Genomic DNA, 12,794 nt, shown 5'->3' with positions numbered 1-12,794 from the left:
CCTCCACCCTTAAAATATGCATCCTCGTTATTTTATCACATGCGTATATAAAAGAATAGACAGGGAAAAGTCCCTGTCTATCGGATATACAGAGGGTCAAACGGAGTAGTTTGGCGCCTCTTTCGTAATCTGTACGTCATGCGGATGGCTCTCTTTCAGGCCTGCACCTGTGATACGGATGAACTGGGAATCGTTCCTTAGTGCGTCGATTGTCGGTGTGCCGCAATAGCCCATACCGGAGCGTAGTCCGCCGAGAAGCTGATGGATCGTATCCGCAAGCGGCCCTTTATAAGGCATGCGGCCTTCGATTCCTTCCGGTACCAGTTTCTTCGCTTCCTGCTCATTTTGGAAATATCGGTCTTTCGATCCGGATTCCATCGCGCCGACAGATCCCATACCGCGATACACTTTAAAGCGTCGGCCTTGGAAAATTTCCGTTTCACCAGGGCTTTCTGTTACACCTGCCAGAAGACTGCCTAGCATAACAGCATGTCCACCAGATGCAAGCGCCTTGACGATATCTCCGGAATACTTGATACCACCGTCTGCGATGATCGGTTTGCCGTGGCGGGCAGCTTCCGTTGCACAATCATGAATGGCAGTGATTTGAGGAACTCCGACTCCTGCTACGACGCGGGTCGTACAGATGGATCCAGGTCCGATTCCGACCTTCACGACATCCGCACCTGCTTCGATCAATTCGCGTGTCGCTTCCGGAGTCGCTACGTTTCCGGCAATGATATTGATTTCAGGGTGACGGTCGCGGATACGTTTCACTTGTCCGATAACCCCTTGGGAATGGCCGTGAGCCGTATCGACGACAAGGGCATCGACGCCGGCATCCACAAGTTTATCAATTCGAGTCATGGCGTCTGCTGTGACACCTACCGCTGCGGCAACAAGCAGACGTCCTTGAGAATCTTTCGCAGAGTTCGGGAATTCGATGACCTTCTCGATATCCTTGATGGTAATCAAGCCTTTCAGTACGCCTTGGTTATCGACCATCGGAAGCTTCTCGATCTTGTATTGCTGAAGGATCTTCTCCGCTTCATCCAATGTCGTGCCGACAGGAGCTGTGACCAGGTTTTCGCTTGTCATGACTTCACGGATCGGAATGGAGTAGTTTTCGATGAAGCGAAGGTCACGGTTCGTCAAGATTCCGACAAGTTTCTGTTCTTCTTCATTGTTTACGATCGGTACACCGGAAATACGGAACTTGCCCATCAAGTGTTCGGCATCAAAAACCTGATGTTCCGGTGATAGATAGAATGGATTCGTGATGACGCCGCTCTCGGATCGCTTCACACGATCGACATGCTCGGCTTGTTCTTCGATCGACATATTCTTATGAATGACACCAAGACCGCCTTGTCGTGCCATGCCGATCGCCATCGCTGCTTCCGTAACCGTATCCATACCGGCACTGATGATCGGCATATTCAACCGAAGCGTCGGGGATAGTTCTGTCGCTAAAGAAACATCACGCGGCAGGACATCTGATTTCGCAGGCAAAAGCAGTACATCGTCAAATGTTAAACCTTCTTTAGTAAACTTGTCTTCACGCATGCTTGACCTCTCCTTTTCTTCCTTCAAATAGTTTGGGTGAAAGTGGGTAAAATAAGTGGTACATTCGCAACATTAATTACTTATTGTTATTTACAATACGACAATGATAGTGCTTTTTCAACCATAAAAATATTGGGAGAAACTCCCTTGTAACAGTGGAAAGGAGAGGAAGCGTTGCCAAATCACGATACGATTCTGACCTATCTGCAGGTCACTGCCCATTCCCGCCCGTTTCTTCAGGCTTGCTATGACAAAATCGGACATCACAAAGCGGAGCATCACGCCTATAACAACGCCGAACGTTTCCAATACGGGTTACTTCTCGGCGGCGACTACTGGCGGACGGCTCTTCAGACACCGCTCAGCGTAAAGCCTCTCCTGTTCTATTACGGACTAAACCACTTTATGAAGAGCTGCCTGCTTACGGTCGACCCTGGTTATCCAGCAACGGCAAAAGTGCTTGCCCACGGGTTATCTACGAGAAAAAGAAAAAAACAGCATTACCGGTTTCTTGAAGATGATATAAGGATCCAGCCCCACGGCTTGTTTCAGCACGCGGCGCATCATCTTTTTCAATTCTCCTCGAACAAAGAGAAAGTATCGATGGATGAACTGCTCCGACCGCTTCCGGCGATGGACACCATCTATCAATGGAAAGAGGAAAAAGCCAAAGAACCGGATGAAAACTGGCCGGAGCTGCTTCGTTACTTCGCCGTCCTCTACAATTTAAGTATGCTTGTCCGTTATGAGGGCGAGTGGTGGGGGGAGATGGAGCAGATGAAGGACAGAGAGGATTACGTCTTCATTCTGCATTTCCTCGAAACCGCTTCGGAAAGAATTCCGGAATTGATTTCTTTGTGGATGAAAGACCAGTGGTCATCGGTTCCATGACGTCACTGGTCTTTTCTTTATTCATAGACTTCTTCAATATATAAATCCAAGTGTTCTTTTAAATTTATAATGGAATCGTTACTTTGAACAATCGGTCTGACTGGATCCTGTTCATCTACAAAGAGAATATCCGCTTTACTGTTATCGGAAAGTCGTACCTTCGTACCAATTGAGTAGCCTGTCAGTTCTTTGGCTAAGGTTTGAATGACTTCCTGGTGATACCGTCCCATCTGCTTCTGCAGCATTTCCTCGAGTACTAGAAACGGAGAACGCCGTTCCCTGTAATGGCGCTCGGACGTCATGGCATGGTACATGTCACTGACGGCAAGGATTTGACTGAACATGTGAATCTTGTCGTGATGCAGGCCAAGTGGATATCCGGTCCCGTCCATCCGCTCATGGTGCTGGAGGATCGCAAGCTTCGACTCCTTGCTTAACGAAGCGATTTTCTCTGTCATTCGGTAGGATAAGGCGGGATGATTCTTCACCTGACTGTATTCCGTTTCGGTGAGTGCAGCTTCTTTACTGGTTATCCGTTTATCGATCCGGGCCATTCCTGCATCAGCCAGTGCCCCTGCAAGCCCTACCTGAATCCATTCTCCATAGCTGTATCCCATCTTTGAAGCCACATAGCCGGATAAGAGGCCGGTCGCCACTCCGTGATGATACATATAATCAACAGCTGTCGAATGATGATGAAGTGTAAAGATGTCCGGTTTTGATTCTACCGACTTCTCAAGCAGGGGCACCATGATCCGCCTTACTTCTTGAATATCGACGGCGGACCCGGCCTGCCAGGAATTGTACCATTCCTTATAGGATTGAACGGCATCCAAGTACTGCTCCTCGAAAGTATGCAGTATAACAGAAGAGGGAGAAGGCGTATTGGATATCGGTTGTTCTGTTTCTGTGTCTGTGTCTTGCTGAGGAATGAACGGTGTGCCGTCGGAACGCTTGTGGGATATTTCTATGTAAGGGATTTGAAACTTCTTCAAAACTTCGATATGAACCGGTTGAACGATGGTATTTTTCGGAATGATCGGTCGCTGTGTACGTCCTTTCACGTCTTGAACGATGATGCATCCCGGTGTCAACTGCCCTGGACTCACTCTCATACGTACTTCCACCTCTCTTGTAGAAATAAAAAAGCCGCCTGCCGCTAAGGAACGACAGGCGACGGTATTTAAGCTTACGACTCTTCTGTAGGATCGTTACCGGATTCAGATTCTGTTTCCGAAGCTTCCTGCTCCGCCTGCATTTCGGCTTCTGCTTCCATTGCTTCTTCCAACAGTTCTTCTTCCTCTTTCTCGGATTCAACCCGGGCGACAGTCGCCACTTCTTCTCCATCTCCAAGACGGATCAGGCGGACTCCTTGTGTGTTACGTCCTGTTTCGGAAATACTTTCCATCGGCATGCGGATCAAGACACCGCTTGCTGTGATGATCATGATATCCTCTTCACCGTTTACGGCTTTTGTTGATACAACATGACCGTTCTTATCTGTCAGATTACACGTGATGATTCCTTTACCACCACGGTTTGTAATTCTGTAATCACTCGCAGGGGTACGCTTTCCGTAGCCATTCGTCGTTACGGTCAATACCTGCAGGGAGTCATCAAGGATTTCCATGGAAACGACGTGGTCATCGTCACGGAGGGAAATTCCCTTCACACCAGCTGCTGTACGGCCCATTGGACGAATCTGGTCTTCATTGAACCGGATCAGATATCCGTTCCTTGTTCCGATCATGATATCCTTCGATCCATCCGTAAGACGAACGGAGATAAGTTCATCATCTTCCCGAAGACCGAGGGCGATCAGACCGCCTTTACGAATATTGGCGAACTGGGACAATGTCGTCCGTTTCGTAATCCCGTTTCTCGTTGTGAAGACGAGGTACCAGTCATCTACGAAATCTTCGACAGCGATGACGGCATTGATCCATTCATCCTGCTCGATATTCAGCATGTTGATGATCGGGATTCCTTTCGCAGTACGGCTGAATTCCGGTACTTCATACCCTTTTGCCTTGTAAACCTTCCCTTTGTTGGAGAAGAACAACAGCGTATTGTGAGTAGAAGTAGAAAGCAGGTGTTCCACGAAATCTTCTTCATGAGTGCCCATTCCCTGTACTCCGCGTCCTCCGCGGCGCTGGGAACGATACGTGGTTGCAGGAAGACGTTTCACGTATCCCTGGTGAGTCAATGTCACGATGACCGTCTCTTCCGGAATCAGGTCTTCATCTTCAATAAAGTCTGTACCGCCAAGGACGATTTCTGTACGGCGCTCATCATTGTAACGCTCTTTGATGTCGAGGAGCTCTCCACGAATTATCTCAAGAACCTTCTCGTCATCGGCCAGGATTGCCTTCAATTCGGCAATATGCTTGATAAGCTCCTGGTACTCTTCTTCGATCTTCTCTCTTTCAAGACCAGTCAAACGCTGAAGGCGCATATCAAGAATCGCTTGGGCTTGTTTCTCTGAAAGACCGAATCGTTCCATCAAGCCGTTTCTCGCAATGTCTGTCGTCTGCGATTCACGAATCAGCGCGATCACTTCATCCAGATGATCAAGTGCGATACGCAGCCCCGCCAAAATGTGGGCACGCGCTTCCGCTTTTTTCAGTTCGAATTCTGTACGTCGTCTGATAACGACCTTCTGGTGCTCTAAGTAATGCTCCAGACACTGCTTAAGGTTGAGGACCTTCGGATGGCCGTCAACGAGAGCAAGGATGTTGATGCCGAAAGTAGACTGCAGAGCTGTCATTTTATACAAATTATTCAAGAGGACGTTCGGATTCACATCTCTGCGAAGCTCGATAACGACACGCATTCCGTTCCGGTCAGACTCGTCACGAAGATCGGTGATACCGTCAATCTTCTTATCACGGGCAAGATCGGCGATCTTCTCTACAAGACGGGCTTTGTTCACCTGGTATGGAAGCTCTGTGACAAGCAGACGTGTTTTGCCGTTCGCCTGTTCTTCAATATCGACTTTGGCACGAACGGTAATCGAGCCTTTCCCAGTTTCATAGGCTTTACGGATACCGCTCAAGCCAAGGATCTTACCGGCAGTAGGGAAATCCGGGCCGTAAATATGATTTTCCATCAATTCCTGGATCGTAATATCCTCATCCTTACTCAAGGCAAGGACTGCGTCGATGACTTCCCCCAACTGGTGGGGAGGGATGTTTGTCGCCATACCGACAGCAATTCCCGCTCCTCCGTTCACGAGCAAGTTCGGGAATTTAGATGGCAGAACGGCTGGTTCACGCTCGGTACCATCATAGTTGTCATTGTAATCGATCGTATCCTTGTTGATATCACGAAGGATCTCCATCGAGATTTTAGACATTCGGGCCTCTGTGTAACGCATGGCGGCTGCGGCGTCCCCGTCCACAGAACCGAAGTTACCGTGACCGTCTACAAGCATGTAACGGTAGTTGAAATCCTGAGCCATACGGACCATCGTATCGTAAACAGCGGAATCTCCGTGCGGGTGATACTTACCGATAACTTCCCCTACGATACGAGCCGATTTCTTATAAGCTTTATCTGCGTGCATTCCAAGGTCATGCATGGCATACAATATTCTCCGGTGTACAGGCTTCAATCCATCCCTTACATCCGGAAGGGCACGGGCGACGATAACACTCATCGCATAGTCCAGGAAAGAGGTTCTCATTTCCTGACTGATATTGATTTCCTGCACGCGCGGGCGTTCGGGTTGATCGACCATTCTTTCTACCTCCTAGTTGCCTTTCAAAGAGAAGCAGCCGCAAAAGGCTGCTCCCTCCTCTTCCCTCCCATCCAAACTGGTGGAAAAGAAAAAGACTGCTGATCTATCTATTTACACATCAAGATTCTGTACATACTGGGCATTTTCCTGAATGAAGTTACGACGCGGTTCGACTTTGTCTCCCATCAGGATATCAAATGTTTCATCAGCGCCCATCGCATCTTCCAGATTCACCTGAAGCATCGAACGGGTTTCCGGATCCATCGTCGTCTCCCACAGCTGTTCCGGGTTCATCTCTCCAAGTCCCTTGTAACGCTGAATCCCTGGTTTCGGTGAAGCAGAAAGCTGGGCAAGCATGGAATCAAGCCCTTTGTCGCTGTAGGTATAGTACGTCGCTTTCCCCTGCTGGATCTTATACAGCGGCGGCTGGGCGATGTAAATATAGCCTTTTTCGATCAGAGGACGCATGTAACGATAGAAGAACGTCAGCAGCAATGTACGGATATGGGCACCGTCGACATCGGCATCCGTCATGATGACGATCTTATGGTAACGGGCTTTCTCTATGTCGAAATCTTCACCGATTCCCGTACCGAGCGCCGTAATGATTGTTCTGATTTCGTTGTTGGAAAGAATCTTATCCAGGCGCGCTTTCTCTACGTTGATGATCTTACCTCTCAATGGAAGAATAGCTTGGAAGTGCCTGTCACGGCCCTGCTTTGCTGAACCTCCGGCAGAGTCACCCTCAACGATGTACAGTTCTGATATTTTGGCATCTTTGGAAGAACAGTCTGCTAATTTACCAGGCAGGTTGGATACTTCCAACGCGCTCTTACGGCGGGTCAATTCCCTGGCTTTCTTCGCTGCCATTCTTGCTCTTGAAGCCATCAGGCCCTTCTCGACAATCGTTTTCGCCATTTGCGGGTTTTCAAAAAGGAATCTGGAGAAATTCTCTGAGAACAAGGCGTCCGTCACGGTTCTCGCTTCACTGTTCCCAAGTTTCGTCTTCGTCTGTCCCTCAAACTGCGGATCCGGGTGTTTGAGCGAGATGATCGCTGTCAGTCCTTCCCGGACGTCGTCCCCGGTCAAGTTCGGATCGGTCTCCTTGAACATGTTGTTCTTGCGGGCGTAGTCGTTAATGACACGCGTCAGTCCTGTCTTGAACCCGGATTCATGTGTTCCACCTTCATAGGTATGGATGTTGTTCGCGTAGGAATAGATATTGCTTGCGAATCCATCATTGTACTGCATTGCGATTTCGATGGAGATTTCATCCTGCTCGCCTTCGATGAAAAAGGCATCATGCAGTACTTCACGCGTACGGTTCATGTGTTCGACGTAGGAAAGGATCCCACCTTCGAAATGATATTGGACCGGATCTTCATCCGTACGTTTATCATCGATCGTTATCGTCAATCCTTTATTCAGGAAAGCAAGCTCACGCAGACGGTTGGCCAGGATTTCGAACTTATACTCCTGCGTTTCTGAGAAGATCTCTTCATCAGGCTTGAATGTGATGCGTGTTCCAGTAATGTCTGTCTCACCGATCACTTTCAAATCATCCGCAGGTACACCGCGGTGGTAGGCCTGGTAATAAATGTTCCCATCCCGGTGAACGAATACTTCCAGCTTCGTTGATAAGGCGTTCACGACAGAAGCTCCCACCCCGTGCAGACCTCCGGACACTTTGTATCCTCCGCCGCCGAATTTACCGCCGGCGTGGAGAACGGTCAGGATCGTCTCTACGGCAGGACGACCGGTCTTTTCCTGAATACCTACAGGGATACCGCGCCCATTATCTGTAACCGTGATGCTGTTATCCTCTTCAATGGCAACTTCAATATGGTCACAGTAACCGGCCATCGCTTCGTCAATACTGTTATCGACAATCTCCCATACGAGGTGGTGAAGGCCCTTTTCGTTCGTCGATCCGATGTACATTCCCGGACGTTTCCGAACAGCCTCCAACCCTTCCAGTACCTGTATTTGACTCTCATCATACGCCTGTTGTTCTTCGATAATATCTTCCTTCATGGTACTCACCTACATTTCTCAAGTGGTTTTGCATTAAATCCTTTAGGACTGCTGACTGAATCTATCGCTTGTTTCTTTATGTTTCCTCCGAGAAATCCTCAAGCTTGCTTAAGGTCGTCATCATATTGGCACGTTTCTTCAACGTGAAAACAGACAGTGGACTGAAGTAGATCACATCGTTCGTTATGACGATAGACTTCGCTTGATGATCTTCTGTTTCAATAACCTGTCTGTTTTTTCGCTGATTGAAAATAAACTCCTCGATGATCGAAGAAGAAGAAATCAAGCTGTTATCGATGATCGCCACTACGTCTTCCGAATGAATCACATGGTCATCCCCGATGTGAATAAACATTCCTCCACCTCATTTCTCAACGTCTATCGTTCCTTCACGGACACGGAATATCGCAGCCTCCTCCAACGCCTCATGTTCGATCCCTTCAATGCTCGTCGTCGAAACGAACGTCTGCACTTTCCCTTGGATCGTATGAAGCAGGTGGGACTGACGGAAGTCATCCAGCTCGCTGAGCACGTCATCCAACAGAAGAATCGGGTATTCTCCCACTTCGCTGTGAATCAATTCGATTTCTGCGAGTTTCAAAGACAACGCCGTCGTCCGCTGCTGGCCTTGGGAGCCGTACGTCTGAACATCCTTCCCGTTAACATAGAACAAGAGATCGTCCCGGTGCGGACCGGCAAGCGTGGTGCCGCGTTCCACCTCTTTTGCTTCTATTTCCGCGAACTTTTCCGAATATGTCTTCTTTATTGTTTCCAAATTCATATCCTCTGATACTTTCACACTCGCATCATAGGAAATTTGTAATTGTTCCAGCTGTCGGCTGATCCCTTCATGGATCGGAGCCGCCCATGAACGAAGAAGCTGAAGGAACTTGAACCTCCGCTCGACGATCGTCGCTGCGTGTTCCATCAGCTGCTCTGTAAGGACGGCAAGCATCGTCCGGTCTGCCCCCGGCTTTCTCTGCAGGTCTTTCAATAAATGATTTCGCTGCTTGAGTATTTTTTGATACTGTCCGAGGTGATAAATATACCTTGGCTGGATCTGCCCGATTTCCATGTCGATAAACCGACGACGCACCTGAGGACTCCCTTTGACAAGATTGAGATCCTCAGGTGCAAACATGACGACATTCAAAGCGCCGATATAGTCACTCAAACGCTTTTGTTCCATATGATTCAACTTCGCTTTTTTCCCTTTATTGGAAATGATGATTTCAAGGGGAAAGCGTTGATTCCGTTTAGAAATACTACCTTTTATTTTACCATACTCTTGATCCCACTGTATCAATTCTTTATCTCTCGGCGTCCGGTGTGAACGAGTGAACGCTAAGACATAGATCGCTTCCATCAAATTGGTTTTACCCTGGGCATTTTCACCAATGATGACGTTGATCTTATGGTCGAAAGTCAGGGAGAGATCATCATAATTCCGGTACGATCTCAGGGACAGTTCCTTGATATGCATAAGTAAGGGGTATCCCGTTACCCTTCCTGGACAACGGTGTAGCTGCCGAATTGTTCTATTTCTACTGTATCTCCCAGGTACAGTTTGCGCCCACGGCGGTTTTCCGGTTCCCCGTTGACATACACCTCGAATTCTGCCAGAAAAATCTTCACCATTCCTCCGGATTCGACAATGTTCGCCAATTTTAGAAATTGACCGAGAGGAATGTATTCTGTCGTGATACCGATTTGTTCGCTCATTTTATCCACCCTATTCCATGAATTAACCTATTCTCCATTTTACTAAAGAAAAGTTTGTAAAGAAAGTACTTCCCGTTTCTTCCGGTTCCTATTTCAGGAAGGAAATAAAAAAAGGTGCCATTATGGAGTCCATAACCACACCTTTGTAAATACTATTCTGCCCCGGTCTGATCAGTATGTCCGTACCGGAAGGATCAGCTGGAGGATTTGATCGTCGTCTACGGGACGGATCAAGAACGGACGCATCGCTCCGGTAAATTCGACCTTCACCTGATCATAATCCACCGCTTTTAAAGCGTCCATCATATATTTCGCACTGAACGAAATTTTCAAGTCTTCCCCTTCGACATCATTCGCCAAAACTTCTTCGACGACGTTACCGACTTCCGGAGAATTTCCTGTAATTTCGAGATGATTGTTTTCTTTTGTCATCAGACGAACGACATTGTTGCGGTTCTCTTTCGCTAGAAGAGAGGCACGATCGACAGACTGGAGAAGTTCCTTCGTGTCGATTTGAACGATCGTTTTGCTGTGATCCGGAATGAGTCGGGATGTTTCCGGATAGTTCCCATCCAATAAACGGGACAAGAAGTACAGGTGCTTCGTCCGGAACAACACTTGGTTGTCTGTCACACTGATTTCAATGGTATCTTCCGAATCAGCCAGAATCTTGTTCAATTCCGTCAGGCTTTTCCCTGGAATGACAATGGGTGGAAGCGTCGTACCTGCCGGCTGCTCCAATGGAAGCTTACGAGATGCAAGACGGTGGCTGTCTGTTGCGATGAACTCAAGTTCCCCTTCTTCCATCCGTACATGTACCCCTGTCAAAATCGGACGCGTTTCGGAAGTGGACACAGCAAAGACTGTTTGACGAATCAAATTCTTCAACAGATCGATCGGCAGTTCAAAGCTGTCCTCTGTATGCAGCTGAGGGAGCTGTGGATATTCTTCCGGGTCTTGTCCGTTCAGATGAAATTCCGCACTTCCAGAGCGAATAGTTACGTTTCTTGAGTTATCACTTTCAATTTCCACCGTATTTTGTGGAAGCTTTCTTACGATGTCAGGGAAGTACTTCGCCTGAAGAACAATGCTCCCCGGTTCAATATTCTCTACATATACGATTCCGTCTTCTTCTTGTGGAATGAACGACTCAATTGAAATATCAGAGTTACTACCCGTCAATTTAATTCCTGAAGTACTCGCTTCTATTTTCATTCCTGTGAGTATCGGGATAGTTGTTCTTGAAGATATGGCCTTCATGACATTCTGGACACTCTCGATCAATTGATCCCTCTGGATTATAAATTTCATTGCATACACTCCTCCTAATGAGCATATATTTAATTATTATTATTAAAAAAAAGTAGTAATAGTACTAGTATGCGCTGTGGAAATGTGGATATCTTTATTAAACGCTTATGTGCCTAGGTTATCCACATGTGGACAGACTGTTGATGAACGTGCAACCGTTATTCACATTATCCACTTAATGAGACTTGAGCTGTTCCTTGATTTCTTCCAACTCTTTTTGGAGCTGCTGGTCATCTGCCACCATTCTGGAAATCTTCTCGTGGGCGTGAATGACTGTCGTATGGTCACGGCCTCCGAATTCTTCGCCGATTTTCGGCAGAGAGAAGTCCGTCAGCTCTCTTGATAGATACATAGCGATCTGTCGCGGGAATGCCACGGATTTCGTCCGCTTCTTCGCAGGGAAATCTTCTAATCTTACATTATATTTCTCGCCGACCATTTCCTGAATAGCTTCAATCGTAATTACTTTCGGTTTCGAGCTCGGGATGATATCCTTCAGCGCCTCTGCTGCCAGGGATGCATTAATGTCGCTGTTGATTAAAGAGGAATAAGCGACGACACGGATCAATGCTCCTTCCAGTTCACGGATGTTCGTATCGATCTGGTTTGCGATATAAAGCATCACTTCATTCGGTATGTCGAGCCCGTCTGCTTTCGCTTTCTTCCTTAAGATCGCAATTCTCGTCTCCAGGTCTGGAGGGGTGATATCGGTGATCAGGCCCCATTCAAAACGGGATCGCAGACGATCTTCCAATGTCGGAATCTCCTTCGGCGGCCGGTCACTGGAGATGACGATCTGCTTGCTTTCCTCATGGAGTGTATTGAACGTATGGAAGAACTCCTCCTGCGTCTGTTCTTTCCCCGCCAGGAATTGAATATCATCAATGAGAAGTACATCGACGCTGCGGTATTTATTACGGAAATTGACCGCTTTGTTATCACGGATCGAGTTGATGAACTCGTTCGTGAACTTTTCTGATGACAAATAAACCACTTTCGCATTCGGATTGTGGTCTAGTACATAGTGACCGATAGCGTGCATCAAGTGAGTCTTGCCAAGTCCTACCCCTCCATAGATGAACAGCGGATTATACGCTTTGGCCGGAGCTTCTGCTACAGCGAGCGACGCTGCATGGGCGAAACGGTTTCCGGAACCGATGACGAACGTGTCGAACGTGTATTTTGAGTTCAACATGCTCTGCGGAGACTCTTCATTGCCGTTATTCTTCACATTCGGAACCTTTTTAGAAGAGAGTTTTACATCTTCAAGCGAGTCGTCCTTCGATTCCGGAATGATGAATTTTGTATCTAATTCTGCTCCTGTCACTTCATATAACGTCTCCGTTATAAGACCTTCATATTGATTTTCAAGCCAGTCTCTGGCGAATTCATTCGGAGCAACAATAGTTAACGTATTTTCGTTCAAAGAGTCGGCTTTTGTCGCCTTCAGCCACGTCTCGAAGCTGGGCTTGCTGATTTTCTCTTTGATCTGATCCAACGTATTCGTCCATAATTCATCGATGTTCTCCAA

Annotated in this window: 10 protein-coding genes; 1 reads left to right on the top strand and 9 read right to left on the bottom strand. The window is 47.6% G+C overall.

The window, feature by feature from the left end; genetic code table 11:
- Positions 1 to 96: 96 nt before the first annotated feature.
- Positions 97 to 1,566, bottom strand: coding sequence for an IMP dehydrogenase (guaB, locus tag QRD89_RS00070; protein WP_286096078.1), 1,470 nt, complete (start codon positions 1,564 to 1,566; stop codon positions 97 to 99).
- Positions 1,567 to 1,740: 174 nt separating this feature from the next.
- Between guaB and QRD89_RS00065 the strand changes: the two genes are divergently transcribed.
- Positions 1,741 to 2,457, top strand: coding sequence for a YaaC family protein (locus QRD89_RS00065; RefSeq protein ID WP_286096077.1), 717 nt, complete (start codon positions 1,741 to 1,743; stop codon positions 2,455 to 2,457).
- A gap of 17 nt (positions 2,458 to 2,474) precedes the next feature.
- On the opposite strand, the gene QRD89_RS00060 is transcribed toward QRD89_RS00065, so the two are convergent.
- The 8 genes from QRD89_RS00060 to dnaA form a co-directional block, all read right to left on the bottom strand.
- Positions 2,475 to 3,572: an HD-GYP domain-containing protein gene (locus QRD89_RS00060; RefSeq protein WP_062515210.1), complete on the bottom strand. Its 1,098-nt coding sequence runs from the start codon at positions 3,570 to 3,572 to the stop codon at positions 2,475 to 2,477.
- A gap of 74 nt (positions 3,573 to 3,646) precedes the next feature.
- Positions 3,647 to 6,196: a DNA gyrase subunit A gene (gene gyrA, locus QRD89_RS00055; protein ID WP_008636167.1), complete on the bottom strand. Its 2,550-nt coding sequence runs from the start codon at positions 6,194 to 6,196 to the stop codon at positions 3,647 to 3,649.
- A gap of 111 nt (positions 6,197 to 6,307) precedes the next feature.
- Positions 6,308 to 8,230 (bottom strand): DNA topoisomerase (ATP-hydrolyzing) subunit B, encoded by a 1,923-nt coding sequence (gene gyrB / locus QRD89_RS00050; RefSeq protein ID WP_008636168.1) that lies wholly within the window; start codon positions 8,228 to 8,230, stop codon positions 6,308 to 6,310.
- Positions 8,231 to 8,306: 76 nt separating this feature from the next.
- A complete protein-coding gene (gene remB / locus QRD89_RS00045) occupies positions 8,307 to 8,585 on the bottom strand; it encodes an extracellular matrix regulator RemB (protein ID WP_008636169.1) in 279 nt (92 codons plus the stop codon).
- Between the two features lie 9 nt (positions 8,586 to 8,594).
- Positions 8,595 to 9,713 (bottom strand): DNA replication/repair protein RecF, encoded by a 1,119-nt coding sequence (recF, locus tag QRD89_RS00040; RefSeq protein ID WP_008636170.1) that lies wholly within the window; start codon positions 9,711 to 9,713, stop codon positions 8,595 to 8,597.
- 17 nt (positions 9,714 to 9,730) lie between these two features.
- The gene (gene yaaA / locus QRD89_RS00035; protein WP_008636171.1) at positions 9,731 to 9,952 is read right to left on the bottom strand and encodes a S4 domain-containing protein YaaA; all 222 of its coding nucleotides are present in this window, start codon (positions 9,950 to 9,952) and stop codon (positions 9,731 to 9,733) included.
- Positions 9,953 to 10,123: 171 nt separating this feature from the next.
- Entirely contained in the window at positions 10,124 to 11,263 is a 1,140-nt protein-coding gene (dnaN, locus tag QRD89_RS00030) for a DNA polymerase III subunit beta (protein WP_286096075.1), read from the bottom strand.
- A gap of 175 nt (positions 11,264 to 11,438) precedes the next feature.
- Positions 11,439 to 12,794 carry a chromosomal replication initiator protein DnaA gene (gene dnaA / locus QRD89_RS00025; RefSeq protein WP_008636174.1) on the bottom strand — a complete coding sequence of 452 codons (1,356 nt, stop codon included), beginning with the start codon at positions 12,792 to 12,794 and terminating at the stop codon, positions 11,439 to 11,441.

Origin of the sequence: Halobacillus sp. ACCC02827, assembly GCF_030291935.1 — a bacterium.
Classification (GTDB): domain Bacteria; phylum Bacillota; class Bacilli; order Bacillales; family Halobacillaceae; genus Halobacillus.
Note: the sequence above shows the minus strand (reverse complement) of the source record. Positions and strands in the feature narration are given on the sequence as shown.

Bases quoted from the DNA above. Each gene is read 5' to 3' on its own strand.
- guaB (WP_286096078.1), bottom strand. From the start codon at position 1,566: ATGCGTGAAGACAAGTTTACTAAAGAAGGTTTAACATTTGACGATGTA.
- QRD89_RS00060 (WP_062515210.1), bottom strand. From the start codon at position 3,572: ATGAGAGTGAGTCCAGGGCAGTTGACACCGGGATGCATCATCGTTCAA.
- gyrA (WP_008636167.1), bottom strand. From the start codon at position 6,196: ATGGTCGATCAACCCGAACGCCCGCGCGTGCAGGAAATCAATATCAGT.
- gyrB (WP_008636168.1), bottom strand. From the start codon at position 8,230: ATGAAGGAAGATATTATCGAAGAACAACAGGCGTATGATGAGAGTCAA.
- remB (WP_008636169.1), bottom strand. From the start codon at position 8,585: ATGTTTATTCACATCGGGGATGACCATGTGATTCATTCGGAAGACGTA.
- recF (WP_008636170.1), bottom strand. From the start codon at position 9,713: ATGCATATCAAGGAACTGTCCCTGAGATCGTACCGGAATTATGATGAT.
- yaaA (WP_008636171.1), bottom strand. From the start codon at position 9,952: ATGAGCGAACAAATCGGTATCACGACAGAATACATTCCTCTCGGTCAA.
- dnaN (WP_286096075.1), bottom strand. From the start codon at position 11,263: ATGAAATTTATAATCCAGAGGGATCAATTGATCGAGAGTGTCCAGAAT.